At 73.2% G+C, this 26,721-nt stretch carries 24 protein-coding genes and 1 tRNA gene; 12 read left to right on the top strand and 13 right to left on the bottom strand.

The window, feature by feature from the left end:
* The first annotated feature begins 141 nt into the window (after window positions 1–141).
* The 3 genes from ACIQ5Y_RS31705 (at window position 142) to ACIQ5Y_RS31695 (ending at window position 3,226) form a co-directional block, all read left to right on the top strand.
* On the top strand, window positions 142–783 hold the full coding sequence (locus ACIQ5Y_RS31705; protein ID WP_403888157.1) for a DsbA family oxidoreductase: 642 nt from the start codon (window positions 142–144) through the stop codon (window positions 781–783).
* 108 nt (window positions 784–891) lie between these two features.
* Window positions 892–1,827: an NADP-dependent oxidoreductase gene (locus tag ACIQ5Y_RS31700; RefSeq protein WP_403888154.1), complete on the top strand. Its 936-nt coding sequence runs from the start codon at window positions 892–894 to the stop codon at window positions 1,825–1,827.
* 598 nt (window positions 1,828–2,425) lie between these two features.
* Window positions 2,426–3,226, top strand: a complete 801-nt coding sequence (locus ACIQ5Y_RS31695) for a class I SAM-dependent methyltransferase (RefSeq protein WP_403888151.1) — start codon at window positions 2,426–2,428, stop codon at window positions 3,224–3,226.
* Window positions 3,227–3,352: 126 nt separating this feature from the next.
* On the opposite strand, the gene ACIQ5Y_RS31690 is transcribed toward ACIQ5Y_RS31695, so the two are convergent.
* Window positions 3,353–5,269: a Dyp-type peroxidase gene (locus ACIQ5Y_RS31690; protein ID WP_403888148.1), complete on the bottom strand. Its 1,917-nt coding sequence runs from the start codon at window positions 5,267–5,269 to the stop codon at window positions 3,353–3,355.
* A 215-nt stretch (window positions 5,270–5,484) separates the two neighbouring features.
* The gene (locus tag ACIQ5Y_RS31685; RefSeq protein WP_403888145.1) at window positions 5,485–6,333 is read right to left on the bottom strand and encodes a MurR/RpiR family transcriptional regulator; all 849 of its coding nucleotides are present in this window, start codon (window positions 6,331–6,333) and stop codon (window positions 5,485–5,487) included.
* A 53-nt stretch (window positions 6,334–6,386) separates the two neighbouring features.
* On the opposite strand from ACIQ5Y_RS31685, the gene ACIQ5Y_RS31680 reads away from it, so the two are divergent.
* A complete protein-coding gene (locus tag ACIQ5Y_RS31680) occupies window positions 6,387–7,265 on the top strand; it encodes an EamA family transporter (protein ID WP_403888142.1) in 879 nt (292 codons plus the stop codon).
* Between the two features lie 51 nt (window positions 7,266–7,316).
* On the opposite strand, the gene ACIQ5Y_RS31675 is transcribed toward ACIQ5Y_RS31680, so the two are convergent.
* From ACIQ5Y_RS31675 to ACIQ5Y_RS31665, 3 genes are read right to left on the bottom strand one after another with little or no spacing between them, the layout of a single operon-like run.
* Window positions 7,317–8,192, bottom strand: a complete 876-nt coding sequence (locus ACIQ5Y_RS31675) for an alpha/beta fold hydrolase (RefSeq protein ID WP_403888140.1) — start codon at window positions 8,190–8,192, stop codon at window positions 7,317–7,319.
* Window positions 8,189–9,010 carry a TetR/AcrR family transcriptional regulator C-terminal domain-containing protein gene (locus ACIQ5Y_RS31670; RefSeq protein WP_403888137.1) on the bottom strand — a complete coding sequence of 274 codons (822 nt, stop codon included), beginning with the start codon at window positions 9,008–9,010 and terminating at the stop codon, window positions 8,189–8,191. The genes ACIQ5Y_RS31675 and ACIQ5Y_RS31670 overlap by 4 nt, the downstream gene beginning before the upstream one ends.
* Window positions 9,011–9,018: 8 nt before the next feature.
* Window positions 9,019–9,810 carry a class II aldolase/adducin family protein gene (locus ACIQ5Y_RS31665; protein WP_403888223.1) on the bottom strand — a complete coding sequence of 264 codons (792 nt, stop codon included), beginning with the start codon at window positions 9,808–9,810 and terminating at the stop codon, window positions 9,019–9,021.
* A gap of 325 nt (window positions 9,811–10,135) precedes the next feature.
* Between ACIQ5Y_RS31665 and ACIQ5Y_RS31660 the strand changes: the two genes are divergently transcribed.
* From ACIQ5Y_RS31660 to ACIQ5Y_RS31645, 4 genes are all read left to right on the top strand, one after another.
* A complete protein-coding gene (locus tag ACIQ5Y_RS31660) occupies window positions 10,136–11,506 on the top strand; it encodes a GH1 family beta-glucosidase (RefSeq protein WP_403888135.1) in 1,371 nt (456 codons plus the stop codon).
* Complete coding sequence (locus tag ACIQ5Y_RS31655) at window positions 11,503–12,759, top strand: MFS transporter (RefSeq protein ID WP_403888132.1); 1,257 nt, start codon at window positions 11,503–11,505, stop codon at window positions 12,757–12,759. The genes ACIQ5Y_RS31660 and ACIQ5Y_RS31655 overlap by 4 nt, the downstream gene beginning before the upstream one ends.
* A 44-nt stretch (window positions 12,760–12,803) precedes the next feature.
* Window positions 12,804–12,878: transfer RNA gene (locus tag ACIQ5Y_RS31650), tRNA-Trp, on the top strand.
* Between the two features lie 126 nt (window positions 12,879–13,004).
* Window positions 13,005–13,643 carry a hypothetical protein gene (locus ACIQ5Y_RS31645; protein WP_403888129.1) on the top strand — a complete coding sequence of 213 codons (639 nt, stop codon included), beginning with the start codon at window positions 13,005–13,007 and terminating at the stop codon, window positions 13,641–13,643.
* A 42-nt stretch (window positions 13,644–13,685) separates the two neighbouring features.
* Here the strand turns inward: ACIQ5Y_RS31645 and ACIQ5Y_RS31640 are convergent, their stop codons facing one another.
* Window positions 13,686–14,072 (bottom strand): hypothetical protein, encoded by a 387-nt coding sequence (locus ACIQ5Y_RS31640; RefSeq protein WP_403888126.1) that lies wholly within the window; start codon window positions 14,070–14,072, stop codon window positions 13,686–13,688.
* A 121-nt stretch (window positions 14,073–14,193) separates the two neighbouring features.
* On the opposite strand from ACIQ5Y_RS31640, the gene ACIQ5Y_RS31635 reads away from it, so the two are divergent.
* Window positions 14,194–15,594 carry a hypothetical protein gene (locus ACIQ5Y_RS31635; RefSeq protein WP_403888123.1) on the top strand — a complete coding sequence of 467 codons (1,401 nt, stop codon included), beginning with the start codon at window positions 14,194–14,196 and terminating at the stop codon, window positions 15,592–15,594.
* A gap of 11 nt (window positions 15,595–15,605) precedes the next feature.
* Here the strand turns inward: ACIQ5Y_RS31635 and ACIQ5Y_RS31630 are convergent, their stop codons facing one another.
* The 3 genes from ACIQ5Y_RS31630 to ACIQ5Y_RS31620 all read right to left on the bottom strand — a co-directional run bounded on the left by ACIQ5Y_RS31630 (window position 15,606) and on the right by ACIQ5Y_RS31620 (window position 18,779).
* Window positions 15,606–16,631 (bottom strand): RNA ligase family protein, encoded by a 1,026-nt coding sequence (locus tag ACIQ5Y_RS31630; protein ID WP_403888120.1) that lies wholly within the window; start codon window positions 16,629–16,631, stop codon window positions 15,606–15,608.
* Window positions 16,621–17,601, bottom strand: coding sequence for an MBL fold metallo-hydrolase (locus tag ACIQ5Y_RS31625; protein ID WP_403888117.1), 981 nt, complete (start codon window positions 17,599–17,601; stop codon window positions 16,621–16,623). The genes ACIQ5Y_RS31630 and ACIQ5Y_RS31625 overlap by 11 nt, the downstream gene beginning before the upstream one ends.
* A 194-nt stretch (window positions 17,602–17,795) precedes the next feature.
* Window positions 17,796–18,779 carry a LuxR family transcriptional regulator gene (locus tag ACIQ5Y_RS31620; protein WP_403888114.1) on the bottom strand — a complete coding sequence of 328 codons (984 nt, stop codon included), beginning with the start codon at window positions 18,777–18,779 and terminating at the stop codon, window positions 17,796–17,798.
* 150 nt (window positions 18,780–18,929) lie between these two features.
* Here ACIQ5Y_RS31620 and ACIQ5Y_RS31615 point away from each other — a divergent pair, with 150 nt between their 5' ends.
* Entirely contained in the window at window positions 18,930–20,342 is a 1,413-nt protein-coding gene (locus tag ACIQ5Y_RS31615) for an aminopeptidase P family protein (protein WP_403888111.1), read from the top strand.
* 72 nt (window positions 20,343–20,414) lie between these two features.
* On the opposite strand, the gene ACIQ5Y_RS31610 is transcribed toward ACIQ5Y_RS31615, so the two are convergent.
* Complete coding sequence (locus ACIQ5Y_RS31610) at window positions 20,415–22,145, bottom strand: acyl-CoA dehydrogenase family protein (protein ID WP_403888108.1); 1,731 nt, start codon at window positions 22,143–22,145, stop codon at window positions 20,415–20,417.
* Window positions 22,146–22,221: 76 nt separating this feature from the next.
* The gene (locus ACIQ5Y_RS31605; protein ID WP_403888105.1) at window positions 22,222–22,776 is read right to left on the bottom strand and encodes a PadR family transcriptional regulator; all 555 of its coding nucleotides are present in this window, start codon (window positions 22,774–22,776) and stop codon (window positions 22,222–22,224) included.
* Between the two features lie 186 nt (window positions 22,777–22,962).
* Between ACIQ5Y_RS31605 and ACIQ5Y_RS31600 the strand changes: the two genes are divergently transcribed.
* Window positions 22,963–23,652 carry an AAA family ATPase gene (locus tag ACIQ5Y_RS31600; protein WP_403888102.1) on the top strand — a complete coding sequence of 230 codons (690 nt, stop codon included), beginning with the start codon at window positions 22,963–22,965 and terminating at the stop codon, window positions 23,650–23,652.
* A gap of 15 nt (window positions 23,653–23,667) precedes the next feature.
* Here the strand turns inward: ACIQ5Y_RS31600 and ACIQ5Y_RS31595 are convergent, their stop codons facing one another.
* Window positions 23,668–24,816: a cytochrome P450 gene (locus tag ACIQ5Y_RS31595; protein ID WP_403888099.1), complete on the bottom strand. Its 1,149-nt coding sequence runs from the start codon at window positions 24,814–24,816 to the stop codon at window positions 23,668–23,670.
* Complete coding sequence (locus tag ACIQ5Y_RS31590) at window positions 24,813–25,295, bottom strand: DedA family protein (protein WP_403888096.1); 483 nt, start codon at window positions 25,293–25,295, stop codon at window positions 24,813–24,815. The genes ACIQ5Y_RS31595 and ACIQ5Y_RS31590 overlap by 4 nt, the downstream gene beginning before the upstream one ends.
* A gap of 409 nt (window positions 25,296–25,704) precedes the next feature.
* Here ACIQ5Y_RS31590 and ACIQ5Y_RS31585 point away from each other — a divergent pair, with 409 nt between their 5' ends.
* The gene (locus ACIQ5Y_RS31585; protein ID WP_403888094.1) at window positions 25,705–26,586 is read left to right on the top strand and encodes a hypothetical protein; all 882 of its coding nucleotides are present in this window, start codon (window positions 25,705–25,707) and stop codon (window positions 26,584–26,586) included.
* Window positions 26,587–26,721 lie beyond the last annotated feature (135 nt).

Here is a 26,721-nt window from a genome sequence, read left to right as displayed (position 1 = left end):
CCGTAGCGAAGGCCGGCGTCCGGGGCAGCACGTAATTGACCGCTCGTTCCAGAATCGGCTAGGTTATGGAACGAGCGGTCCGGAACCAGCGGAAGCGGATCCGGGCCCACCTGTGAGGAAGACCCGTCAGGAGCGAGCGTCGTGAAGGTCGAGATCTATTCGGACCTGGTGTGTCCGTGGTGCTACATCGGCAAGCGCCGCTTCGAGAAGGCCTTGGCCGCCTTCCCGGAGGCGGCGGAGGTCGAGGTCGTCTACCGGCCGTTCCAGCTCAACCCGGCGGCCCCCGAGACGGCGGAGCCCTCCGCGCACGTCTACGAGCGCAAGTTCGGTCGCCCGGCCGCGACCATCTTCGGCCCGCTGACCAAGGCCGCGGCCGCGGAGGGCGTCACGTTCCGGATGGACGAGGCACTGGCCACCAACACCTTCCAGGCGCACCGCCTGCTCTGGTTCGCCCGGCGGCACGGACGCCAGGCGGAGGTGAAGGAACGGCTGCTGGCGCACTACTTCACCGACGGCGGGCACCTCGGCGACCGCGAGGCGCTCGCGGGGGTCGCCGAGGCGGCCGGACTCGACCGCGCCGCGGCGCTGGCCTTCCTCGGCTCGACCGAGGGGGCCGAGGAAGTCCGCGCCGAACTCTCCGAAGCCGCCGCTCTCGGGGTCACCGCGGTTCCCACCTTCGTCATCGACGGCACCTTGGTGCTCCAGGGCGCCCAGAGCCCCGAGGTCCTGCTCGAAGCCCTGGAGAGCGCGGCGGCCGGCCGCACCCCCGCCACCACCGCCTGACCCGGTCCCACCCACACCGGCACACCGGTACTCCGGTGTGCGCCCCCCACCCCCCACTCACGCCCGGCCGCATGGCGGCCCGGCCCAGGCTTGATCAAGGAGCTCCCCGTGAAGGCAGCAGTCATCGACCAGTACGGCCAGGTCCGCGACGTCGTGCGCGTCACCGATGTGCCCGTCCCCGCCGTCGGCCCCCGCGACGTGCTCATCGAGGTCCGCGCGGCCGGGGTCAATCCGGTGGACCACCTGATCGTCAAGGGCTTCCTGAGCGCGGGGGAGCCGACCCGGCCGCTGGTCATGGGCAACGAGCTCGCCGGTGTGGTGACCGAGGTCGGTGGCGAGGTCACCCGTTTCGCGGTGGGCGACGAGGTCTTCTCCCGTGTCGACCCGCGCGCGGGCGGCGCCTTCGCCGAGTACGCGGCCGTCAACGAGTCGCTCGTCGCCGCCAAGCCGTCCGGTCTGACGTTCGAGGAGGCCGCCTCGCTGCCCCTGGTCGCGCTGACCGCCCTGCAGGCCCTGACCGAGCAGGCCGACGTACGGGCCGGGACCCGCGTGCTCGTCCACGGTGCCGCGGGAGGCGTGGGCTCCGCCGCCGTACAGATCGCCAAGCAGCTCGGCGCCGAGGTCGTGGCCACGGCCGGTGGCGGCAGCGTGGCACTGGTGCGGGAGCTCGGTGCCGACCGAGTGATCGACTACCGGGCCGAGAAGTTCGACGAGGTCGTCTCCGACGTCGACGTCGTCCTCGACACCATCGGCGGCGAGACCCAGGAACGGTCGTTCGCCGTACTCAGGACCGGCGGCACGCTGGTCTCGATCGTCCCCATCGCGGACGCCGAGGCCAGGAAGGCCCGTTGGAACGTCGAGGCCCGCAGCTTCTTCATGCGCCCGCACGGCGAGCAGCTGGCCCACCTCGCCGGCCTGGTGGAGTCGGGGCGGCTCCGGCCGATCGTCGAGACGGTCTTCCCGCTCGACGAGGCCTCCGAGGCCCTGCAGAAGGTGGAGCGGGGAGGCGCCCGAGGCAAGACCGTCATCAGCGTCCGCGCCTGACCGGCCCGGGCTCGCGGAGGCAGGCGGCGCCGGCGACGACCCGCGATCCAGCGCCCCCCGCCACCCGCCGCCGCCCGCCGGCCGGTGAGGACGCTCCCGCCGTGGCACGGAGCGGGCCCGTGCCCGCCGGGGCGGGGGCCGGCCGGCGGGCGGGGGGCTGGGTGAGCAGGCCCCTCAGGGGGCCGGACCGGCCCGGTGGTGGCTCCGGCCGCGAACAGCGGCGCACCCCCGGCCCTGCGGCCGGCGGCGAGTGCCGCGCGGCCCACGGCGCGTGCGGTCGGCTCCCGGTCGCCCACCGCCCGGGCGGCGCTCTCATCGGCCGCACGTTCGGCGGTCGGCGACACGGTCCTGGCGCGTCGTCCCGGTCCGGTTCGCGGTGCATGCGGCGCGCGGTCGGTCCGTGCGATTCATCGACCGGAGTGGACGAAGCCGCGTCCGCCTCAGCGTGACCGGCGTCGAGGTGGCATCCGGGTGTCGACCGGCCCCGGGGACACCCGGCGTGACCCTGGCGGCCGCGCGGGGCCAACGGAAAATCGCAGGACCGCGCGGAGTCCCCGGCCCTACCCTCGGCTCACCCGACTGACAGGGGAAGCGCCTCATGGTCGACCAGCAGATCACCGACTTCTACAACGAGTTCGCCGAGGCAGACCGTCTCCACCTCAGCGCCTCCGGCCGGCTCGAACTCCTTCGGACACAACAGCTGATCCGCCCCATGCTGCCCGCCGCACCCGCCCGGATCCTCGATGTCGGCGGCGGCCCCGGCGCCCACGCCCGTTGGCTCGCCGAAGACGGCCACGCGGTCCACCTGATCGACCCCGTACCCAAGCACCTCGACCAGGCCGCGGCGTACGCGCGCTGCACCACGGAGCTGGGCGACGCCCGCACCCTCACCGCCGCGGACGACTCGTACGACGTCGTGCTGCTCCTCGGCCCGCTGTACCACCTCACCAGCCGGGCCGACCGGGTCAAGGCACTCGCCGAGGCCGTCCGCGTCGCCCGTCCGGGTGGCCTGATCGCGGCCGCCGCGATCAGCCGGTACAGCCTGCTCCAGAACTACACCGTCCACGCCGAACTCACCCCCGAGCTGCTGCACGGCGAAGTCGCCGGTGTCCTCGACCACGGCTCGTACGACGGCAGCCGCGGTTTCACCGTCGCTCACTTCCACACCGGCGACGAACTCCTCGACGAAGCGCATGCCGCCGGCCTCGCCCGGGTCGAGGTCCACGGCGTCGAAGGCCCGGGGTGGGCCTACCTCCAGGCCGCCGAACGCACCGCCGGCGCACCGCTGCACGACTCGCCGCTCCTCGCCGGGGCCATCGAGACCGCTCGCCTCGCCGATCGCCACCCCGCGGTCAGGGACGCCTCCGCGCACCTGCTCGTCACCGGCCGCGCCGGCTAGTGCCGGACGGGGAGTCGGACCGGCCCGTGCGCGACTCCGCCTCGTCCGCCCCGACGGCGGCAGGACGGTATGGGTGCGGGGCCACCGCCTGTTCTGAGGCGGCGTCCCCGGAGTCGTGCCCGCCCTTCAGGACGATGACGTCGGCACGCTCCACACGGGACGGCCGTTCCTGAGGATGACAGCGTCCCCCGACGGACGGACGAGGAGGCGGGCGCCCGGCGCGCCGCCGGTGCGGGAGGACCAGAGCGGCTTGCCGGTGGCATCGCGCACGCCGAGTTCGCCGTTCGCGGCGAACAGGGCGTCGACGCCGGCCCCCGCCGTCCCCGCGCTCCACAGGGCGTGCCCGTCCTCCGCCTGGAGCGCCAGTTCACCGCTGGTCTCGAAGCACAGGCGTACCGAACCGGCGTCGAGGCTGTCGCCGGGGCGCAGGACCGTACCCGGATGGACCTCGATGGCGTTGTCGAGCGAGCCCTCGGCGAGGGCGCGGAGCGTGGGGATCGACGGCGTGAAGGCGTACAGGGCTCCCTCCGTCCGCACGAAGTTCTGGAAATCGAGGGTCGTGGCGCGGCTGCCGCTGGGGGCGGCGGACTCGAAGCAGACCGGGGAGGGGGGTCCGATGACCGTGTCGGCGCCCGGCCGGGGGTGGCGTGCGGGCGGGAAGTCGGTGTTGTTGCACCACTTGCTCGCGATGAACTCGAACTGCTCGACGAGGTCGGCCTGGTAGCTGACGAAGACCAGCCCGCGGTCGGCGGGCCCGGAGTCCTCGCGGTGCGCCGGGCCGTAGGGGATGCCGCGCCGGATGATGCGCCGGTTGTCGAGCGCCGACGCGGGCAGGGGCGGTCGTCCGGGGGTCGTGACCAGCCCGCCGCGCGGACTGGCCTTGCGGATGTGCGCGAACAGGGGTGTGGTCCACCCCTGGGGGTCGTCGTGGAAGTCGAAGTCGTTCCCCGCGTCCGCCCCGGGCGGTACGGCCTTCTCCGCCATCGGGCAGGTGGCGACGGGGGCTCCTCCCGGCCAGCGCCCCACGAAGCGGGCGGCGAGCCACCGGGGCGTCGCGTCGGCCGGGGCGGCCCCCGACTTCTTCAGCTCCTTCAGCAGGACGCGGGCCTGCTCCCACCATCCCGGAACGTCCTGCGCGAGGCGCCGCACGACCTGGAAGGACCCGCCGGTGGCCCAGACGGGCAGTCCGGCGGGGCGCTGTCCCACGCGTTCCTGCCCGACGATGAACTCACCGGCGGGGATCAGGCGGGTGCCGGGTTTGCCCTGCACGCCCGTGCCGGTCGCGTCCGCGCTGTGGAAGCCGCGTACGCCGGGCTGGCTGATGGCGTCGAGGAACCCGAAGTGCTCGTGGCCGTGCAAGGCCCCGGGCAGCGTGGCACCGTCCTGCCGGAAGACGATTTCGGCACCGGCTCGCCGGAGCGAGTCCCGGTGGCGGGCGCTGACCTCCTCCAACTGCTCGGGCCTGTCGGAGGCGAGGGTGAGCACGGCGTGGACGCTGTCCGCCGCCGCCCCGAACAGCCAGGAATCGGGGGCGCTGGGGCCGGTGTCGCCGAGCTGCCGGGCCCGCGCTCCCGGGCCGTCGCAAAACGCCTCCGCGGTGCCCCCGGGCGGGACGGCAGGGAACGGGTCCCGCTGCGCGAGGTGTCCCAGCCCCGCGTGGGTGAGGCTGATGCCGGTCCAGAGCGCGGCCATGGTGGTGGGGTCCGCGCCGTTGCGCAGCTGACGGGCGCGGCGGAACCGCTCGTTGAACCGGGCCACCTGCTCGGTGGTGGACAGCTCGGGCAGCAGATCGCCCAGCCAACGGCGCGCCTTCGTGAACTCCCCGAACCGGATGAGGAAGAGGCACACGTGGTCCTTGCGGAAGCCGGCCAGGACGTCGCCCTGCGTGGTGGTGTCCGACCGCAGGGGCAGTGCCTCGCCCGTGGCCCCGGGCCGGGGAGCGTCCGAGGCGCCCACGGCAGGGATCGCGGGGCCGTTGCCGACCGCCAGCGCGGCAGCGGCGCAGCCTCCGGCTTGGACGACGGTCCGGCGGGTGAACAGCATCGATCCTCCGAGACGGAAAGGGTGCAGGAGCCAACGATCCCTGACCCTTGACGAGGCCCACTTCGAGGACGTGGCACCGCACCGGTGGACAGCCTCAGAATCACCCGCCCGCGACATCCGAGGACGCCACTCGGGTGGGCGGTCACAGTCATCGGCCCGCGCTCGCGGCAGTCGCGCTTCCCGGTGACGCGCCGCCACGCGTCACCGGGCCGCCGTCAGTACGAGTGGCCGACCGTGACGTCGGCCGACAGCCTCAGCGCCGCTTCGGCCGGCGCTCCGCGCAGCCCCAGCAGGGTGAGGGCGAGGGCGTCGATCACCGTGAGGTGGGCCAGTCGGCTGGCGACGGTTTCGAGCCCGAACACCAGGTCCTGGCCTCCCGCGACCAAAGTGCAGTCACTGGTTTCGCTCAGCGGCGAGCGGGCGTAGCTCGTCAGGGCGATGACCCGGGCCCCTGCCTGCCGCGCGCTCCTGGCGGTGTCCACCGTGCTGCGCGTGGCGCCCGTGTGGCTGATGGCCAGGCAGGCGCCGGCGGAAGTCAGCTGCGAGGCGGCCAGCTGCGCGGTGAGCGGGTCGGCCGGCGCGTCGACCGCGCAGCCCAGCGCGCGCATCCGGTAGGCGGTGTCGAGCGCGACCGCGCCGGACAGTCCGGCACCGACCACCAGTACCCGGTCGGCCGCGTCGATGAGTTCGGCGGCCGTGCGCAGTCGCTCCGGGGTGACGGTGGCCGCCACCCCGTCCAGCGCCTCCCGGGCGGCGCGGACGGTGTCGGCCAGGGCGCGGGCGGCAGGGTCCCGGTCCCGGGAGGGCTCCTGTGCGGGTGCCTGGCGGGCCGCGGCGATCTTCAGCTCCTGGTACCCGCGGAATCCCAGCCGCTGACAGGCCCGTACGACGGTGGACGACGCGGTGCCGGCCAGCGCCGCGACATCGCTGACGCTGAGGTGCACCAGCTCCGCGCCCTTGTCGAGGACGACCTGCGCCACCCGTGCTTCGGTGTCGCGCAGCTCAGACAGGTGGGCCCGGATGTGGGCGGCGAGGCCACCCTGCGGTGCGGAATGAATTTCCATCTGGCTATCCTATCGGGGAATTCCATTCCACAACCGGCCCGTGGGGAGCGAACGTGCCCGCAAACCTGCCGTCCGTAACGAGCGCGGCCGCCGTGCCCGTCGTCGTCCTCGCCTCGGCGGCGTTGCACGCCGTCTGGAACGGCCTCACCCACGGCCTGCGCGACAAACTCGCCGGCTTCACCCTCATCAGCCTCGCCTCCGCCGGCTGCGGAGCCGTCCTCGTGTGCCTCGCCCCGCTGCCCGCCCCGGCGGCCTGGCCGTACATAGCCGCCTCCGCCGCCCTCCAGGTCGCGTACCAGCTCCTGCTCCTGCGCGCCTACCAGCTCGGCGACTTCGGCCAGATGTACCCCACCGCCCGGGGCACCTCACCCGTCGTGGTGGCCCTGGTCTCGACCACCTTCCTCGGCCACTCCCTGCCGGCCGGCCAGGCCCTCGGCATCGCGGTCGTCTCCTGCGGCCTGGCCGGTCTCGCCCTCGCCGACGGGATCCCGGGCCGCGCCCAACTGCCCGCGCTGGCCGCCGCGGTCGGCACCGGCGTGATGATCGCCTCGTACACCCTCGTCGACGGAACCGGCGTGCGCGCCTCCGGCAGCGTCTTCGGCTACATCGCCTGGCTCTTCCTCTGCCAGGGGCTGGTCCTCCCGCTCATCGCCCTGGCCCGCCGGGGACCGGCCCTGTTCACCGCGCTGCGCCCGCTGTGCGGCCGCGGCCTGGCCGGCGGGGTGCTCTCCCTGCTGGCGTACGGGATGGTCGTATGGGCCCAGTCCCGCGGTGACCTCTCCACCATCGCCGCCCTGCGGGAGACCAGCATCGTCTTCGGCGCCCTGATCGGCTCGGTCGTCTTCCGCGAGCGTCTCGGCCACCGGCGCATCACCGCGAGCGTCACCGTCCTGGCGGGCATAGCGGTGCTCCAGCTCACCGGCGGCCCCTGACCCGCTCCCCCGCGCCCGCGCCGTCATCGCGGGGCCGCCCGCCCCGGGGCTTCAGGGCGCCAGGAAGGACCTCAGCGCGGCGGCGACGGCCGACGGATCCTCCAGCTGCGGATAGTGCCCGACGGCGGGAGGCCCGGCGAGCTCGACGACCGAGGCCCGCGGCATCCTCGTACGGATCCGCGCCAGCACATGGGCGCCGCTGATCGGGTCGGCCGGCCCCCATACGAAGAGCACGGGGCCGGGGTACTCCTCCAGTGCCGCGGTCCACCGCTCGGCGTGCCGGCGGCGTTCGTCGATGTAACGCAGCAGCCGCGGCGCGCGCCGGTGGCCGCCCGCCCGGGAGGCCGCCGCCCACAACTCCCCCACGTCCGCGTCGCAGAGCTCCCGCCCCAGCACACCGCGCAGGGCCGAGGCGAACCGGCGGCGGGTGGTCAGGGGGGCGAGCAGTGGACCGAGCGGGCCGTGCAGCAGCCGCTGGGTCGCCACCGGGCGGTGCAGGTCGGGGTAGAGCCCGCCGTTGAGCCAGGCCATGCGGGTGATCCGCGACGGGTCCCGGGCCAGCAGCTCCTGTCCCACGCTGACCCCGTAGTCGTGGGCCACCAGGGCGGTGCGCCCGGTACCGGTCCGCCGCCACACCTCCTCGACCAGCGCGGCCTGGTCGAGGAGGGAGTACGCGTGCCGGCGCGGCTTGTCGCTCTCCCCGAAGCCGAGGAAGTCCAGGGTGGTGACGCGCAGTCCGGCCGCCGTGAGGGTGGGGAGGACCGGCGCCCAGTCGTGGGAGGAGGTGGGGAAGCCGTGGAGCAAGGTCACGGGCGCCCCGCCCGTCGGCCCGTCCTGGCGTACGAAAAACTCGTGGCCGCCGACCGGGATGCGGGTGCCGCCGCGGGTCCACTGGTGCAGCGGCGGCAGGACCGGGGTGCCGTTCACGATCCGGCCTCCTCGGCGTGCAGGTGACCCAGCCCCGACAGGAGCACGCGCAGCCCGAACGCGAATTCCTCGTTCCCGTCCGGGGAGTTGAGCAGGTCGGCGTGGCGGCGGACCACCGGGTGGGTCTGCGGGGACAGGCCGGCGAAGAGTTCCGCCATCGCCGCGCGCTGCGGGCCGGTCCGGGCCGCCCCGCCGGTGTCGAGTACGGCGGAGCCGATCACGAAGTGGGTGACCGTGAGGTAGACGTGCACGGCCGTGCGCGGGGCCCACCCCTGGGCGAGGAGCTGCCCGAGGGCGTGCTCGCGGGCGCGCAGGGCGTTGGGCCCGAGCAGTTGGCCGCCGGTCAGGGCGGGCACGAGGGCCGGGTGGGCGAGGAGGACGCGGCGGAACTCCCCCGCCCCCTGCTCCAGACCGGCCCGCCAGTCCCCGTCGAGGGAAGGCAGCCGGATCTCGCCCAGCATGTGGTCCACGGTCTCGATCAGGAGTTCTTCCCGGCTCGCCACATGCCGGTACAGGGAGGTGTGGCGCACCTGGAGGTGCTCCCCGAGGCTGCGCATCGTGAGGGAGTCCAGCCCATCGCGGTCGGCCAGTTCGAGCGCGCCGGCGGTGATCCGGTGGAGGGTCAGCCCGCCCGCGCGGGGCCGACGCCGGTCGCGCTCGGCGTAGCGCGCCTGCCACCACGAGGCGGAACCGGGGTCCGCGGGCGCCGGGACGGGGCCGGAGGACGGGTCGGGGTCCGCGGACCGGTCGGGGGCGGCGGACGGGTCGGGGGACGGGTCGGGGTCGGGGGACGGGTCGGGGTCGGGGGCGGATGCCATGTCGGGGCCTACTCGAAGAGGTCGGGGTCGGTACGGACGATCTCGTCCCACAGGGGCTGGAAGGAGAACCAGCCGGCGAGCGCGAAGCCGGTCTGGTCGCGGGTGTGACGGGCCGCCTCGGGGTCGATCAGACGGGGAGTGCCGGCGGCCTGCGCCAGCAGCTGCGCCTGAGCACTGCGCTCCATGGAGATGAACCACCAGGCCGCCTCGTCGACGGACTCGCCGACGGTGAAGATGCCGTGGTTCTGGTGGATGACCGCCTTGTGCGGCCCCAGCCCGGCGGCGAGCTGCCGACCCGCCTCCTCCTCGACCACCACGGCGCCGGCGCCGTCCCGGTGGACGGTGTGCTGTTCGTACAGGGCGCAGGCGTCCTGGGTGATCGGATCCAGGGGGCGGCCGAGACTCGAGAAGGCCTTGCCGTGCACGGCGTGCGCGTGCGCGGCGGCGACCACGTCGGGACGGGCCGCGTGGATGGCGGAATGGATCACGAAGCCGGCCCGGTTGACCGGGCGCCGACCGTGGCGGACCTGGCCCTCGTGGTCGACCAGGATCAGGTCGGAGACCCTGATGTGCCGGAAGGACATGCCGAACGGGTTGACCCAGAACATGTCCGGATACTCCGGGTCGCGCACCGTGATGTGCCCCGCGACGCCCTCGGAGAATCCGAACCGGCCGAACACGCGGCAGGCTCCGGCGAGGCGCTGCTTGCGGTGCTCTCGCTCCCGGTCCGGGTCGTCGAACACCGGGGGCAGTGACAGTTCCAGGCCCTCCTGGCGCGGGACGAATGCGCCGGCGCGCAGGGCGCCCGCCGCACCGGCCCCTGTCGCACCGGCCCCTGCCGTGTCGCTCCCTGCCGGGTGTTCGGCCGTTCGTTCCTCCACGTCGTCCCCTTCCCCTTACGCGTCCATTGGACGCACATCATGCGTCCAATGGACGCATAGCGCAAGACCCCGGGGCCCCGGGGCGGTCCGCGCGGGCCGCCGTGAAGAAGTTGAGGATTGTTCACTTTCCATTGACAGGGCGGGCCCGGCGACCCGAAAGTGCCATGGACAACCCGTCCAACGGCGCTCTCCCAGGGCGTTGTTCGGCAATCCGCGCTCCCCCGACCGAACGAAGCGAGTCCGCATGACAGCGCCCGTACCAGAGTTCCCGGCCGACTTCCTCTGGGGAGTCTCCGCCTCCGCCTTCCAGATCGAGGGATCGCTCACGGCCGACGGCCGGGGTCCTTCCTCCTGGGACGCCTTCACCGGGGAGCAGGGACGCGTCAAGGACGGATCGCACGCGGAGGTCGCGACCGACCACTACCGGCGCTACCGCGAAGACGTGGCGCTGATGGCCGAACTCGGCGTCGGCGCCTACCGGTTCTCCGTCTCGTGGTCCCGCGTGCTGCCCGAGGGGCACGGCCCGGTCAACCGCAAGGGGCTGGACTTCTACGACCGGCTCGTCGACGAGCTGTGCGCCTCGGGGATCGACCCGGTGCCCACGCTCTTCCACTGGGACACCCCGCTCGCCCTGGAGGAACGGGGCGGCTGGCTCGACCGCGACACCGCGGAACGGTTCGCCGCGTACGCCTCGGTGGTCGCGGAGCGTCTCGCCGACCGGGTACCCATGTGGATCACCATCAACGAACCCGCCGAGGTCACCCTCCTCGGATACGGCCTGGGCGAACACGCCCCGGGCAAGCGTCTCGTCTTCGACGCCCTGCCCGCCGCCCACCATCAGCTCCTGGCCCACGGGCTCGGCGTTCAGGCCCTGCGCGCCGCGGGCGCCCGCCGGATCGGCATCGCCGCCTCGCACAGTCCCGTCTGGACGGCCGGCGACGGCGAAGCCGATCGGGCCGCCGCCGAGTTGTACGACCTGCTCACCAACCGCCTCTTCGCCGACCCCGTCCTGACCGGCGCCTACCCGGACGAGGGCCTGGCCTCGCTGCTCCCCGGGCCGGTCGCGGAAGACCTGAAGGCGATCTCGGCCCCGCTGGACTGGTACGGCATCAACTACTACAACCCGATGCTCGTCGGCGCCCCGCGGCCCGCCGCCGCCTCCGACTTCGGCGGCATCGAGATACCGTCGGACCTCCCCTTCGCCATCCGGCAGATCGAGGGGCGCGAACTCACCGACTTCGGCTGGCCGGTGGTACCGGACGGACTGCGCGAGCTGCTCGCCACCATGCGCGAGCGCTACGGCGACCGGCTGCCGCCCGTGTACATCACCGAGAACGGCTGCTCGTACGGCGACGGACCGGACCCCGTCACCGGACGGATCGACGACGCCCGCCGGATCGCCTATCACGACGGCCACGTGCGCGCCCTGCACCAGGCGATGGCGGAGGGGGCCGACGTCCGCGGCTACTTCATCTGGTCGATCCTCGACAACTTCGAGTGGGCCGAGGGGTACCGGCAGCGGTTCGGGCTCGTCCACGTCGACTACGAAACGCTGGCGCGAACGCCCAAGGAGTCGTACGCCTGGTACCGCGACCTGATCAAGAGCGTCAGATGACCGCCGAGGGGAAGGCCCCGGAGGCCGAGCAGTCGGCGCAGTCCGCGGATCCGGTCGGCGGGCGGTGGGTGAGCGCGCTGGCCCTCGCCAACATCGGGGTGTGGGTGGGCTGGTTCGGCCCCCTCCAACTGCTCCTGGCGCGCCAGGCCGAACACCTCACCCCGGACCACAAGACCTCCACGCTCGCCCTGGTCACGGGGGTGGGGGCCGCCTTCTCGATGGTCGCCAACCCCGTCTTCGGGGCCCTCTCCGACCGGACGACGGCCGCCGTGGGCCGCCGGATCCCCTGGGTGGTCGCCGGGGTCGCGGGTGGCGCCGCCGGGCTGGTCGTCCTCTCCCTGGCGCAGAGCGTGGCGGTGGTGATCGCGGGCTGGTGCCTGGTCCAACTCGCCCTCAACGCGGCCTTCGCCGCCCTCACCGCGGCCGTCCCCGACCAGGTACCGCCCCGCCGGCGCGGGCTGGTCGGCGGCTGGCTGGGCGTCTCCCAGGTCGTCGGCATCCTGGCGGGCACCGGGCTGGCGACGGTCGCGGGCGGGGTGGCCGCCGGGTACCTCGCGTGTGCGGTCTTCTCGGTGCTCGCGGCCGTTCCGTACGTGCTGATGCGGCGCGACAGCGCCCTCTCCCCCGGCGACCGGCCGGCCTTCCGGTGGCGGACGTTCCTCACCGGCTTCTGGATCGACCCGCGCCGCCATCCCGACTTCGGGTGGGCCTGGCTGACCCGTTTCCTGATGAACCTGTCGTACTCCATCAGCACGATGTACCTGCTTTACTACCTGACCGACGCCGTGCACTACGGCGGCGACGCGGACACGGGCGTACTGGTCCTCACGGCGCTCAACGCGCTCACGCTGCTCGCCACGGTGGTGATCAGCGGCATCCGGTCGGACCGCAGTGGCCGGCGGAAGTCGTACGTCATCCGGTCCGGACTGGTCATCTCCGCGGCCACCCTGCTGCTCGCCGTCTGGCAGACCTGGACCGGCGCGGTCGTCGCCTCCCTCGTCCTCGGCCTCGGTTACGGCGTGTACACGTCCGTTGACTTCGCCCTGCTCACGGACGTGCTGCCGACGGAGGCGGACCGGGGCAAGGACCTGGGCGTCATCAACATCGCCAATGCCCTGCCCCAGGTACTGGCCCCGGTGATCGCCGCCCCGGTCGTCACCCACTTCGGCGGGTACACGGCCTTGTACGCGCTCGCGGGCGCGCTGGCCGTGGCGGGGTCGGTGCTGGTCCGCCGGATCCGCTCGGTCCTTTGAGGCGGCGTCGGGAGGGCCCTGGTGCCCTTAGGATTCGCGTGGTCGGGGCCGTAGCGCAGAGGTCGACGCGCGCGGTCTCCAAAACCGCGAGGACGCTGGTTCGAATCCAGTCGGCCCCGACACCCCCGGACGGCCTCGGCGGACACACCCCGATGATCATGACCGGCGTGCATCGAGGAGAATGCACAGGACACGAGCGTGCGCGAGCAGGCGACGGCCGGTGACAGGAAGAGGGGGCGTGCCCGTTGAGCACGGACACGGAGAAGCGTGAACGCGTACGACCGTTCATGGACATGGGGGAGCAGCTCATCGCGGTGTGTTCCTACGAACTGGGTCCGGGCGTGCCGACCCCTCCCGAGTCGCTGCTGGCCCCGCCCCAGCCCTCCGAACTCCACCGGCGCATCGAGGAGAAGCTGCCCCGACCGCTGCGCAAGCTGACCCGGTCCCGGCTGCTCGATCCCCTCCGGTCCCGGCCCGCGGCGGCCGCGAACGCGGTCGACCGGCTGCCGGACGCGGTGGACGACCTCGGCACGCGCCTGATGCACGGCAAGAACATGGAGGGTGGCTGGCAGAGCTTCGCCGGACACTTCGTGATCAGCCTTGCCAACGCCCGCGGCTCGGCCACGGGCGGCCTGCTCGCCGTCACCGACCGGAGCTGGCTCGCCCTGGCCGACGTGACACCGCTGTGGCAGTCCACCCCCGTGGTGCGCCAGGCGTGGCAGGCGCCCCGGCAGGCCGTGGCCACCGTGCGCGCCAATCCCACGGGCGTGCTCCAGAAGCGGCGGATGGACCTCGAGTTCACGGACGGCTCGTGGGTCGCCCTGCTCGCCTCGGCCTCCACCGACGCCTCCGCCTTCGCCGCGGAAGCGGCCCGCTACCGCTGACGCCGCGGCCGTCCCCGTACGGGACCGGGTCACGGGCCGGATTCACCGCCGGGTGAACAGCGCCCGCAGCCGGCCGCCGCGGCGCTCGCTGCGGCGCTCGTCGCGGCGCTCCTGCGCGAGCGGCCAGGGCCCGTGGGATTCGAGCTCGTCGGCGAGCCGGGCCAGGAAGGCGCGGAACTCGGCTTCGCCGAAGGGCTCTTGGCCCTCGTACGGGTCGAACGTGCTCGCCAGTGGTGTGTCCGTGGCCAACACGGCCCGCAGCCCCGCCACTTGCTCGGCCATCGGCCGGTCGGAGAGCGGTTCGACCTGCATGGCCTTCGCGTACCGCCGCACCAGCTCCTCGTCGAGCACCGCACCGCCCTCCCGGTACATCGCCTGGTACAGGATGCAGTTGACCAGCCCGAACGCCCATGCCTCCACCGCAGCCATCGCTGAGCCCTCCCCCTCCGACGAACAACAGACCCGACCGTCGTCCATCAAACCAGCCATCACGCGGCGTCCGAACAGCGATGGGGTGTCGCTGTCGGTGGGACCGTCTAACCTGCGGTCCATGATCGAGGGGGAATACGCCGTACCGCCACCCGGTGCGCTCGCCGACGAGGTCGCGGCCGTGCTGGCCGACCGCCGCGACCCGGGCGTGGACACGTTCGAACGGCTGCTGAACGCCGTGGTGGTGCACGCCTACCGGGACCGGGAGGCGCTGACCGCCGCGCTGGGGTCGGTCCCCCGTGAGTTCGCGGTACGGCCGCACGCACAGGTGGCGTGCCTCGCGGGCATCGTCGAAGCCGCGGTGGAACCCGTGCGGGCCGGGGAGAGCTGGGAGAACGCCGGGACGGGATGGCTCGAACTGTGCCAACACGTGGCGCTGGACTACGTCGCGGGGGCCCGCGTGGGCGAACTCCGCGCACGGCTGCGGGCCGGCGCCCCCGTCCCGTTCCCGCTGTCGGCGCCGAGCGGGCCGACCGGCGCGGTGGAGCCGCGCCACCTGGTCGAGCGGCTCGGGGAGTACGCGCGCCTCGGTGTCCGGCCCGGCCCGGCAGACCTGGGGCAGGCTCTGCTCCGGTGCGGCGGCCCCGTCGACGGCGAAGCCGTGCGCGCCGCCGAGAAGTCGGACCTCCCGGAGGGGCCCCGGGTGGCCGACTGGCTGCGGCAGGGCGGACTTCCCCAGCCGACGGGGTGGCGGGAACCCGAGTCCGGTGCGCCCGAACGTCCCGGCAGGCGGCGGGGGGCGCGCGTCGGCCGCCGGGTCCTGGTGGGGCACGAGGCGATCGAGGGCCGGGGGGCGTTCCCGCGGCAGTTCTGGTCGGTGTTCCGGAAGTTCGAGCCCGGCATCGGCTGCCCGCACCTGTCCCTCGCGGACTTCCGGGACGCCCACACGGTCGCGACCCTGCCCTGGCATCCGGAGATCGCCGCGGCCCGGCTGCTGACGGGCGTCGCGTCGGCGGCCGACCAGGACGGCGGTCGCGGCGCGCCCGCCTTCCTTGAGGCGCTCGCCGCCACCGACGGCCCGGCCGGACCGGCCGTCCACCTCGCCGTCGCCTACGGGCTCGCCTCGGCGCCTCAGGAGGACCGGGAGGCAGCCGTACGGGCGCTGCTCCTGCTGGCCGAGCGGGGCAGGCTCGACGGGGAACTGCTGGGCCGGGAGCTCGTCGAACTCGTGGGACTGGGCACGCTGAAGGTCGCCCTGGTGACCGAGTCGCTCGCGGTGGCGGCCGCCGCCCCGCGGGGCGCCGCACCCGTCTGGGCGGTGCTGGCCGCCGCGCTCCCGGGCCTCCTGGCCCGCACCAGGCCGCAGGCGCACGGTGCGCTGCTGGCCGTCGCGGCGGACTCCGCGCGGCTGTCGGGCGCGCGGGGTGAGTTGCCCGAGGTGACCGCTCTGGCCCGGCGCCCGGGGTCGTCCCGCCTGCTCAAGGAGGCTCGGCGGCTGCGCGACGCGCTGGCGGGGCACTGAGTCACGGGCCGTCAGGGGGTCTTGCGGTCGGCCGCGTCGAAGCGGGCGAGTGCGAGCGCACCGGCGTGCAGCGCGCGCTCCAGGGCCGCGGCGGAGTCGTCGTCGAGGCCTCCGAGGGCCTCGGCGGCCTCCTCCACGGCGTCCCGGGCGATCTCGGCGGCGACCTCCTCGACCGGGGTACGCGGCCCCAGCTTGCCGACGGCCGCCGCCGCCCGGGTCGGGGTGAGCAGCACGGCGGCCTGCCCGAGGAGCCATCCGGGTACGCCGGCCGCCCCTTCGGTGGGCGCGCGGTACGGGCGCGAGCCGTCGAAGCGGTCGTCCTCGGCGAAGGCGGGGTGCTTGAACTTGGCCACCGGGCGCGCGGCCGGGCCTGTGTCGTCGGGGGTCCCCCACTCCCCGGCCGGCTTGATCACAAGGCCCTCCGCGAGGTTGCCGGGCAGTTCGGGCAGGCCCAGCAGGGCCGGCACGCGGGTCGGGAACACCGGCGTCCGCTCCTGCACCCGGGCGAGCGTCCCGCGCGCGATCAGCGGGGCGCAGTGCAGGCCCGCGGCGCCGGCGGCCTCCCTCAGCGCCCGGTCGGCGACCCAGCGGGTGGCGCCCCCGGCCGTCTCGACCGTGGCGTCGAACGGCAGCCAGAGCAGCCCCGGCGCGTACCAGACGCCGGTCTGCACGGGCTCCGTACCCGGCGAGGCCGGCACGTCCGGGTGCGGGTAGCGCCCGCCGGCCAGCTCGCCGTAGACCGTGACAGGCGCCGAGGGACCGGTGCCGTAGGTGCGGCGCAGGGCGGCGGCGCAGCGTTCCGCGGCGACGGCCAGGGCCGGCCAGATCCGTCCCACGCCGAAGAAGTCGTCGAGCCCGCTCTCACCGAGCAGTTCACGGCGCTTGGCCGGGCGTGCTCCGGCGCCGTCGCACACGACGGCGAAGTTCGCGCCGTGGACCTTCTCCGACGCGACCCACTCCCGGGCCGTCCCCGCCTCGCCCAGCCGGACCCGGGAGGGGATCTTGGGGTACGGCGACCAGCCGCTGTCAGCCACCATGCCGACCGCGCCCGTGCTGGTGCTGTTCGGGCAGCCGGCTGTCGGGGTGAGCCCACAGCAGCACGTTGTCGGGGCGCGTGTCCGCGAAGAAGTCGAGGACGTCCCGGTCGGAGTGGCGCAGGCTGAAGTGGGTGAGGACGAAGAGGGTGTCCGGGTGGGCCTCGACGACGGGGCGCAGCCGACTCCACACGGTGTGCCCGACCCGGTCGGCCCGGTCCAGCTCGGCGTCGTCGAGATAGGTGCACTCGGTGATGATCACCGGGTAGGCGAAGAGCCACGGGTTGTCCGCGAAGACGCTCACGTGGGTGTCGCCGAGGAACGCGAACAGCGGCCGCAGCACCTCGTGTTCCACCGCGGCGCCCTCCTTGCGGCGCTGCGCGAGGACGCGCCCGAACTCGGCGCCGCCCCGGCCCCGTGCGGCGAGGGAGCGCCGCAGCTCCTCGTATTCGGGGAGCAGTTCCCTGCGGCGCTCGGAGAACGCGTAGCCCACGCACGGCACCTTGTGCGCGCACTCCACCACCCGTACGTGGTGCCCGCGGCGGCCGAAGGTGAACTCGTCGCCGCCGCGCACGCCGTGCAGGCGGCAGTTCGCGGCGAGGGCCGGGTCGTAGGCCGTGCCGTGGTTGAGTTCGGCGGAGGCCCGCAGGAAGCGCTCCACGTACGGGACGGCGGGGGCGGGCAGGTGGATGTCGACGCCGTCGGGCCTGGCGGCGAGGTGGTCGAGGTCCTTGGAATGGTCGTGGTGGGTGTGGGTGAGGAAGACCGTCTCCGGCCGGCGGCCCTCCGCGAGGCCGGCGTCGAGCGCGCAGCGCAGTTCCGGAATGTGGAAGAAGGTCTTGTCGTTGGCCCGTGAGTACCCGGTGAGGGTCAGCTCGGTGCCGGGTATGCGCCAGGTCTTCCACTGGCGGAACGGGTGTCCCCGATCGAGCCGTTCGGGGTGGGCGGGGATCCGCTCGGGGGACTGCGCCATCGGTGCCGGTGCCTCCGTCGAGCCGCCGCGATCAAGGTGAGGGCCCGATCGTAGCGGGCCGTTTCGCCGGACGGCCCGTGGTTTTCCGGGCGAGCGGCCTGGACCGGATCCGGGGCGCGTGTGTGCCCGTACGGGCGCGTGATCCTTCGGCGGTGCCGCACCAGGGCGATTGTGACGGTCGGGCGCTCCCCCGCTCACAGCCAGCCGCGGCGCTGGGCCTGGAGGCCCATCTGGAAGCGGTTCTCGGCGCCCAGGCGGGCCATCAGGATCTGGAGCCGGCGGAAGAAGGTGCGCCGGCTGACTCCCATTTCGCGGGCGATGACCTCGTCGCTCGCGCCTCCGGCGAGCAGGCGGAGCAGCCTGCGGTCGGCCGGTGGCAGGCCGGCCGGGCGGGTGGCGCGGCCTTGCAGGGGCAGGGCCGCCTGCCAGGTCTGCTCGAACAGGGCGAGCAGCGCGGACAGCAGACCGCACGGCTGCACCACCAGCATCGTGTTGTGCACGTCCGCCTCCCTGATCGACAGGGACACCAGCGCGTACGCCTCGTCGATGATCACCAGCTTGACCGGCACCGACGGCGCCACCTTGGCCTGCTCGCCGGCCTCGATGCACGGTTCGATGGCCTTCTCCAGCTGCCCGGGCACCTCCAGCGACGCCCTCGAGTAGACCACCCGCTGCGTGACGCCGCGGGCGAGTGTCGCCAGTGCGTCGTCGGTGGCGCCGGCCAGCGGGAAGTACGGCGGTGAGTCCAGCTGCCGGATCTGCTCGCGGGCGCTGGCCCACGCGTGGCGCATCCTGGGGCCGATGGCCTCACCCGTCACCACCTCGACGAGGTTGTCGTTGTACGCCGCGAGGCGCTGGCGGCGGAACGACTCGAACGCGCCGCCCACGGTGATGCGCGACTCCTCCAGCTCCGCCGCCCGGTGCCGGGCGAGGATCTCCAGGCCGGCGGCGGGCGGCACCGGCGCCACCACGTCCGCGCCCTCCTCGGCAGCGCTGGCCAGTCCGGCGTCGACCAGCTCGCCGTAGGCCGCGGCGAGCTCGGCGCTGTCCAGTCCGGCCGCCTCCCCGATGGCGCCGAGCGGAGCGGGGGCCATTTCCAGGAGCGCCAGGTACACGCGGCCCGCCACGGGATCGATTCCCAGCAGCGTCAAGGCCTCGCCCAGTTTCGTGTTCGCCATGCACCGCATTATCGACGCCCTCGCGGCGGGAGTGGCCGATCAGTGCCACTGGCACGACCGGTCCTCCCCCGCGCGCCGTGCCGCAGTACCGTCCGTGGGTCGCCGAGGCCTCGTGCGGCAGTCGAACCCATGCGGAAGAAGGTGCACGACGTGGCGAAGGGTCGGAAGAACGGCCTCTACACGGGGATCTCCGAAGAACTGTCCGCCCTGATGAAGACGGGCTGGGCGGACACCGAACGGCTCGAAGTCCCGCTCGACGAGCAGGCTCCCCACGCGGCGCGCCGTCGCGCGGCGCTCTCCGCGCGCTTCCCCGGCGAGCGGCTGGTGATCCCGTCCGGAAACCTCAAGGCCCGCTCGAACGACGACACCTACCCGTTCCGCCCGTACTCCGGCTACGTCCACATGACCGGGGACCAGGCCCGCGACGGCGCGCTCGTCCTCGAACCCCGCCCGGACGGCGGCCACGACGCGTACTGCTACCAGCTGCCGCGGGACGGCCGCGACACGGACGAGTTCTGGCTCGGCTACACCGCCGAGCTGTGGATGGGCCGGCGTTCCTCCCTCGCCGAGTCCGAGCGCCGGCTCGGGCTGGCCTGCCGCGACGTCCGTACGGCGGCGAGCGAACTGGCCGCCGCCCCGCACGCGCCCACCCGCATCGTCCGCGGCGTCGATCCCGCGCTGGAGGCCGCCGTCACCACCGACGCGGAGCGCGACGCCGCACTGGAGGAGGCCCTGAGCGATCTGCGCCTCGTCAAGGACGCGTGGGAGATCGGCGAGATGCGGGGGGCGGTGGACTCCACCGTGCGCGGTTTCACCGACTGCGTGGGCGAGCTCTCCCGGGCGGTCGCCTCCTCGGAGCGGTGGATCGAGGGCACCTTCTTCCGCCGCGCGCGGCTGGAGGGCAACTCCGTCGGCTACGGCTCGATCTGCGCCGCGGGCGACCACGCCACGATCATGCACTGGACGGACAACGACGGGCCGGTGCGCCCCGGCGACCTGCTCCTGCTCGACGCCGGTGTGGAGACGCACACCCTCTACACCGCCGACGTCACCCGCACCCTGCCGATCAGCGGCACGTTCACGCCCGTGCAGCGCAAGGTGTACGACGCGGTGTACGAGGCCCAGGAGGCGGGCATCGCCACCGTGAAGCCGGGGGCCGCGTACCGGGAGTTCCACATGGCGGCCCAGCGGTACCTGGCGGAGAAGCTGGTCGAGTGGGGCTTCATCGAGGGCCCGGCGGACCGCGCGTACGCACTCGGTCTGCAGCGTCGCTTCACCATGGCCGGCACCGGCCACATGCTCGGTCTCGATGTCCACGACTGCGCCGAGGCCCGCAACGAGGAGTACGTCGACGGCGTTCTGGAGCCGGGCATGGTGCTCACGGTGGAGCCGGGCCTGTACTTCCAGCCGGACGACCTCACGGTGCCGCAGGAGTGGCGCGGCATCGGTGTCCGGATCGAGGACGACCTGCTGGTGACGGCCGACGGGCACGAGAACCTGTCGGCGGGCCTGCCGCGCTCGTCGGACGAGGTCGAGGCGTGGATGGCCCGCTTCGCGGGCTGACGGGCGGACCCGGAGCTCCGGGCGGACGGCTCACGGTGGTGGGAGCCGTCCGCCCGGAGACCGGGGATCCGGTCAGGGGGCCATTTCGTAGGCCCCGGCCAGGGATTCCACGCGGGCCCATACGCGGGCCGTGCGCTCGCTGTCGGTGACCGGACGGCGCACCGCGGCCAGGGCCCAGGCCTGCTGGGCCTCCGTGGCGGACTCCTTGCCGTGGAGTTCGACCGCGTGCGCGGAGAAGTCGCGTACCAGAACGCCGAACAGCTCGTCGAGCACGTCCTCGTCCAGGCCGGTGAGGCGGGCCTGCTCCAGGATCAGCTGGCCGTGGACGACGAGGGCGAACAGCTGGCCCACCGCCAGGAGGAGGTCGAGGTCGCGGCTCTGCTCCTCGTCGGGGGCGGCGGTCTCGACGAACTCGCACAGGGCGTCGGCCTGTTCGCGGAAGCGTTCGACGTTGGGCACGGCCGCGTACGCGTCGTAGGCGGTGCGCCAGTCGTGGAAGCGTACGGAGCCCAGGCCGCGGGCCGGACCCTGCCGGAAGAGGAAGGCGTCGTCGGCCGCGTCGAGGCGGGTCGGCACGGGCGCGTACTCGACCGGGGCCAGGAGGTGGTTGCGCATGAACTTGAGGATCAGCGCGAGGTTGACGTGGACCGTGCCCTCCAGCTTCGGCAGGCCGCGGATCTCGACGGCGGCGTTGGCGAAGTAGGTGTCCTTCTCGAAGCCCTTGGCGGCGATGACGTCCCACATCAGGTCGATGACCTTCTCGCCCTCCGTGGTCACCTTCATCTTCGTCATGGGGTTGAAGAGGAGGTAACGGCGGTCGTCCGGGCCTGCCGAGCGGAAGTAGTCCACGGCCCGGTCGCTGAACAGCTTCATCCCGACGAGCCGGACGTACGCGTCGGTCAGCTCCCGGCGCACGTGCGGGAAGGCGGTGACGGGGCGGCCGTAGAGGATGCGGTTCTGCGCGTGGGTGACGGCCTCGTACATCGCGTGCTCGCAGATGCCGATCGACGCGGTGCAGAGGTTGAACTTGCCCACGTTGACCGTGTTGAGGGCCGCGTCGAAGGCGGCGCGGCCGGTGTGCAGGACGTCTTCGGCTCGGACCGGGTAGTCCGCGAGGCGGAACTCGCTGACGTACTTGGAGGAGTCGACCACGTTCTGCACGAGGTGGTACGCGGGGTGCCGGCTGTCGGCCGCGAAGAAGACGTAGCCGTCGGGGCCTTCGACGTCGGTACGGCGGCCGAAGACGGAGACCATCCCGGCGGCGTTGCCGTTGCCGATGTAGTACTTGGAACCGGTGGCCCGGAAGCCGCCGGAACCGTCGGTGGACGGCTCCAGCAGCATGTCGGTGGAGTAGATGTCGGCACCGTGGGTCTTCTCGGAGAGACCGAAGGCGAACACCTCACCGTCGGAGAGGAGTTCCGCGGCACGGCTGCGGGCGGCGGCGTTGTCGCTCTGCCAGACCGGGCCGAGCCCGAGGATGGTGACCTGCCACGCGTACCAGTAGTCCAGGCCGTAGAAGCCGAAGATCTCGTTGAGGGCGGCGATCCGCGCGGTGTCCCAGCGCTTGTCCGGCTCCCCCTCGCCGGCGGCGGGCGCCGGCGTCAGGAAGGTGCTGAAGAGCCCTTCCTTGGCGGAGAAGGCGATGAAGTCCGCCAGCCAGGCGCGGGTGCGGTAGTCCTCGATCAGCTTTCGCTTGCCGCGGGCCTCGAACCAGTCGACGGTGGCGCGCAGCAGCCGGCGGGTCTCGGGGTCGAAGTGCGCCGGGTCGTAGGTGCGCGGGTTGAACAGCAGCGGATCGCTCATGGGGTTCGCCTTTCAGCCGAGGGATGAGGGGTGAGGAAAGGAAGAAGCGAGAGGGGAGAGGGGCGGGGCGGGGCGGTCAGGAAGCCGCCAGCCGGTGGAGCGTGGCGAGTACGTCCTCCAGCCAGGCGAGCTGCATCCGCTCGTAGGCGATGCCGCCGCGCAGCACGACGTGCTGGAGCTCCTGCCCGGCGTCGCGCGGCGCGGGTGCCTCCGGGCCCGTGAAGTCCCGCAGTTCGCCCGCGAGGTAGTGCGTGAGCCTGTCGCGGTGCGCCTGCCGGTGCCGCTCGACCTCGCGGATCAGCGTGACCGGGTCGTCGAAGGCCGCTCCGCGGATCTTCACGGCGAGCTCGTGCCGGACGCTGTCGGGCTGGATCGGTTCGTGGAGCCAGGCGGAGAGGGCGATCCGGCCGGCATCGGCGACGGAGTAGACCTTCTTGTCCGGCCTGGCCTGCTGTGGCACATCGAGGACATCGAGCCAGCCGTCGCCCTCCATGCGCTTGAGCACGCGGTAGATCTGCTGGTGGGTCGCGGTCCAGAAGTAGCCGATGGACCTGTCGAACCGGCGGGCGAGCTCGTAACCCGAGCCCGGCTTCTCCAGCAGGGAGACGAGGATCGCGTGCTCAAGTGCCATGCCCTCGATCTTTCTATGCAACTCGTTGCATAGACAAGTGCCGCCGCCGCTGTGAGACGCGGCTCACCCGGTACGACGGGGACGCGGCGGGTCCAAGGACGATGTCGGTCGTACGCCCCGGTCCGGCGGTCGGAAGGGTGACGTACTGTCGGAGTCCTCTGGACCTCGTACGAACGGCTTGTACCTGTGACTGCACCCATCAGCGCCGACCCGGTCGGAAGCCTGCCGATACCCCGGCAGGCTGCCGACCGGGTCCACGGCCCGTGTTCGAGCCGTCTCATATCCCCGCGCGGAGTGCTCGATCTACGCGGAGCCGCCGGTCGGGATGTGTGGCTGTCGTACCCGTTCGATGCGGCGGTCGTGGTCTGTGGGCTCCCCGGGAGCGGGAAGAGCACACTGCTGCGCGCGTGGTCCGGTTCCGCCTCCGTGGTCGATCCCCGCGTAACTCGCGCTTCGTTCGAGGCGCGGATGCCGGCGTGGCTCCCCTACGCGCTCTACCGGCCGTGGGCACGGCTGAGGCACATGTACTGGTTGCGCGGCGAGCTGCGCCGCGGTGGTCCGCTGCTGATTCACGACTGCGGAAGCAGGAGCTGGATGCGTGGGTGGCTGGCCCGCACCGCTCGCGGGGCCGGGCGCCCCCTGCACATGGTGGTGTTGGACGTCGGTCCTCAAGAGGCGCTGTCGGGTCAGCGTGCTCGTCGGCGGCTGGCGTCGCGCCGGGTGTTCGCCCGTCACCAGCGGGGACTGGCGAGGCTCTTGCGGCAGGTCGACCGTGGTGGGTCGGCCGGGGTTCCGGGGTTCGACTCCGTGGTGGCGCTCGATCGCGGGCAACGGGAGCGCGTCACGGCGGTCCGTTTCGGACCCTCTACGACCTGAACCGGCAGTGCCCCCTCAGACCAGGACGGGGAGCGAGGCCAAGCCGCGGACGAGACGGGTGCGCCGCCACTCCAGTCGGTCGGGCGGTACGGCGAGGCGGATCCCGGGGAATCGGGTGAGCACCGCTCGCAGGGCGATCTCCATCTCGGCCATGGCCAAGGGGGCACCGACACAGCGGTGGATGCCGTGACCGAACGCGAGATGGGCGGCCGCGTCCCGATCCAGGTCGAGGTGGTCCGGCGCCGGGAAGCGGGCCGGGTCCCGGTTGGCCTCCCCGAGTGCGATCAGGACCGGGACACCGGCCGGGATCGAGGTGCCGCCGAGCGTGACGGCTTCCGTGGTGAACCGGAAGGTGGCCGTGCTCACCGCCGAGTCGAAGCGGAGCAGTTCGTTCAGTGCGGCAGGGACCTCGCCCGGATCCTTCCGGAGGCGATCCAGCGCGGCCGGGTGCCGGAGCAGCGCCAAGAGGGCGTTGCCGAGGGCGTTGGTGGTGGTCTCGTGTCCGGCCACGAGCAGCAGTACGGCCAGGGAGAGCAGTTCGTCCTCGTTCAGCCGGTCCTCTCCGTCCCGGGCCGAGATGAGCCGGTCCAGCAGCGAGCTGCCGGGGTTCTCGCGCTTGGCGGCGATGAGGTCCGTCATGTAACCGGCCAGCGCGTGTGAGGCCGCGTCGATGACCTCCGGCTCCCCCGCCGCGAACAGCTCTCCGGACCAGCGTCGGACCGCCGGCAGGTCGGCCTGCGGCACTCCGAGCAGCCGGCAGATCACGATGACGGGCAGCGGCACCGCCAGGCGGGCCACGAAGTCGAGCGGTTCGCCCACGGGCCACTGGTCCAGCAGCTCGTCGGTGACCCGGGCGATGAAGGGACGCAGTTCGTCGACGGCCCCGGTCGTGAACGCCTTCGTCACCAGCTTCCGCAGCCGGGTGTGCCCGGGCGGGTCGCCGGCCAGCATGGTGCGGGCCAGCGCCGGATGCAGGCGGCGCCGCGACTCCCTGCCCGCGAAGAAGGCGCCCGTGTCCTTCGACAGGCGGGCGTCGGCGAGGGCCTCCCGGGCCTCCGCGTAGCCGGTGACCAGGTAGTCGACCCGCCCGCCGGAACCGGCGGGCACGGCCCGCACCCCGGTGTACTCCGTACGCGGCACCCGCCCCTCGTGGGACGGGCTCACGATTCCTCGGCCACGGTGCCGGCCGAGGGCAGGGCCGCCCTTCTTCTGCGGTAGACCGCCACCCCGCACACCGCGAGGAGGAGGGCGGCCACGGCGGACACCCCGAGGGCCGTCCGCTCGGCGAAGAGCCTTCCCAGGACTTCGAGCACGCCCAGCCCCGCGGTCGCGTAGATCAGCGCCCAGGCCGCTCCGCCCACGAACAGGGCGGGGAGGTAGCGCGGCAAGGGCAGGCGCATGCTGCCCGCGAGGAAATTGGCGGCGGTCTGGAAACCGACGGTCAGGAAGGAGACGGCCACCACCGGAGCGCCCCACCGCTGGATCGCCCGCTCGGCACGCTGGAACTTCGCCGACCCGATCCGCCCGGCGAACCTGCTGCGGCGGGCACCGGCACCGGCGAGCCACCCGACGGCGAACGTCCCTCCGGCGCGGAGCAGGACGATGGCGTACAGGGCCCCGGCCGTGAGCGCGATCCTATCCACGACACCTCATCCCGAACTCCGGGCCGGAACCCGGGAGGCCCGTCCGGCCGCACGGGTGTCCCGCCTCGGCGGGCGCGCGGCGCGCACAAGCCCGGTCACCGTCTCTCACCTGCATCCCGCCTCTGCCCGTCTCGTCTCATGGGTTGCCGCCTGCGGCACAGGAGCCCCGAACCTGCACGCCAGCATGTCAGGCAAGGCAAGCCTAACCGAACGCGCATACGGGGTACAGGGCGCCTGGCTGCCTGAGGCTTCGGCGGGGGTGCGAGAGCGCCGTCCCGGTTCCCCAGGGCCCGCTCGCCCTCGAGGAACACCGGTCCGAAGTCGGGGAACGGAACGTGCCGTACGGCCCTCTTCATCAGCACAGGGGGTTTCGGAGAGGAATCACATGTTCCCTCGGACAGTTCGAACCGTGACCGTGGCCGGGCTCGCGCTGCTTCCCGTGCTCGGCTGCGTGCCGGGTGCGACGGCCGTCGCTGCCGGTGCCGACACAGGTGTCAGGGGGCACGGCCTCCTCGCCCCGGGCGTGAACGAGCCGTCCGGCGACGCGCGGCTGGTGTTCTTCGACGAGGGGCGGCAGCCCATCGAGCCGGGGGGCGGGTTCCAGCTCGGCATCCTTGGCATGCCTTCCGGCTGGGACACGGTGTCCGTCACCTCCCCCGCGCTCGCGGAGCCGGTACGACTGACTCCCAGCGCCCAGGGCGCCACGGACTCCGACCGCGACACGTACGAGGCCTGGGCCTCCGTCGCGACGGACGTGGCGCCGGGCACGTACGCGCTCACCGCCACCAGCCACGGCCGGACCGTGGCCACCGCACAGCTCACGGTGGCGCCGTTCGGACCTGCCATGATCAGGCGGTTCGGCATACTGCGCCCCGACAAGGTGCTCGGCGACCCGGCCCGTCCGGGGAGCACCGTCACCGTCCTCCTCGGCGACGACCACGCCATGCCCGGCGAGGACTCGCTCGTCGCCAAGTCCCCCGCCTTCACCAAGGACGTACGCATCCGGACGCACGGACCGGACGACCCCGGGTGCAAGTGCGACGACGGCTCCACGCTCTACACCGGGCACACGACCCTGCGCGACGACCTCCCCCCGGGGACCTACCCGCTCACCGTGGTCAGCCACCACGGTCGCGAGACCCACACCGCGCACATCGTCCTCGCGGGCGAACCCGTTGCCGCCGGCCTGTCCCGGACGGTCTGGGGCGGCACGGCGGCGGCCGCACTCGCCGCACTGGCCGGCGCGGGCGCGCTCATGCGGCGCCGCCGCCCACCGGCCACCGACGGGTAGACGCACCCCTCGCCGAGCAGCTCCGCACAACCGCCCCCACAGCAAAACCCGTTGCCCGCCGTCGAGCCGCGTGAGAAGATCAAGATGATCCGGTCCGTCCCCTTTCGCTCGCGCCGCGCAGCGCGCATGAAAGAG

Source organism: Streptomyces sp. NPDC096339, assembly GCF_044762985.1.
Lineage (GTDB): Bacteria > Actinomycetota > Actinomycetes > Streptomycetales > Streptomycetaceae > Streptomyces.
The sequence above is the reverse complement of the archived record's forward strand: the minus strand, read 5'-3'. Positions and strand labels throughout refer to the sequence as shown.

Excerpts from the sequence above, each read along its gene's own strand:
- ACIQ5Y_RS31605 (WP_403888105.1), bottom strand. The coding sequence starts at position 22,776 with ATGGCACTTGAGCACGCGATCCTCGTCTCCCTGCTGGAGAAGCCGGGC.
- ACIQ5Y_RS31695 (WP_403888151.1), top strand. The coding sequence starts at position 2,426 with ATGGTCGACCAGCAGATCACCGACTTCTACAACGAGTTCGCCGAGGCA.
- ACIQ5Y_RS31620 (WP_403888114.1), bottom strand. The coding sequence starts at position 18,779 with ATGGCGAACACGAAACTGGGCGAGGCCTTGACGCTGCTGGGAATCGAT.
- ACIQ5Y_RS31640 (WP_403888126.1), bottom strand. The coding sequence starts at position 14,072 with ATGGCTGCGGTGGAGGCATGGGCGTTCGGGCTGGTCAACTGCATCCTG.
- ACIQ5Y_RS31690 (WP_403888148.1), bottom strand. The coding sequence starts at position 5,269 with ATGCTGTTCACCCGCCGGACCGTCGTCCAAGCCGGAGGCTGCGCCGCT.
- ACIQ5Y_RS31635 (WP_403888123.1), top strand. The coding sequence starts at position 14,194 with ATGATCGAGGGGGAATACGCCGTACCGCCACCCGGTGCGCTCGCCGAC.
- ACIQ5Y_RS31610 (WP_403888108.1), bottom strand. The coding sequence starts at position 22,145 with ATGAGCGATCCGCTGCTGTTCAACCCGCGCACCTACGACCCGGCGCAC.
- ACIQ5Y_RS31670 (WP_403888137.1), bottom strand. The coding sequence starts at position 9,010 with ATGGCATCCGCCCCCGACCCCGACCCGTCCCCCGACCCCGACCCGTCC.
- ACIQ5Y_RS31685 (WP_403888145.1), bottom strand. The coding sequence starts at position 6,333 with ATGGAAATTCATTCCGCACCGCAGGGTGGCCTCGCCGCCCACATCCGG.
- ACIQ5Y_RS31655 (WP_403888132.1), top strand. The coding sequence starts at position 11,503 with ATGACCGCCGAGGGGAAGGCCCCGGAGGCCGAGCAGTCGGCGCAGTCC.
- ACIQ5Y_RS31630 (WP_403888120.1), bottom strand. The coding sequence starts at position 16,631 with ATGGTGGCTGACAGCGGCTGGTCGCCGTACCCCAAGATCCCCTCCCGG.
- ACIQ5Y_RS31625 (WP_403888117.1), bottom strand. The coding sequence starts at position 17,601 with ATGGCGCAGTCCCCCGAGCGGATCCCCGCCCACCCCGAACGGCTCGAT.
- ACIQ5Y_RS31660 (WP_403888135.1), top strand. The coding sequence starts at position 10,136 with ATGACAGCGCCCGTACCAGAGTTCCCGGCCGACTTCCTCTGGGGAGTC.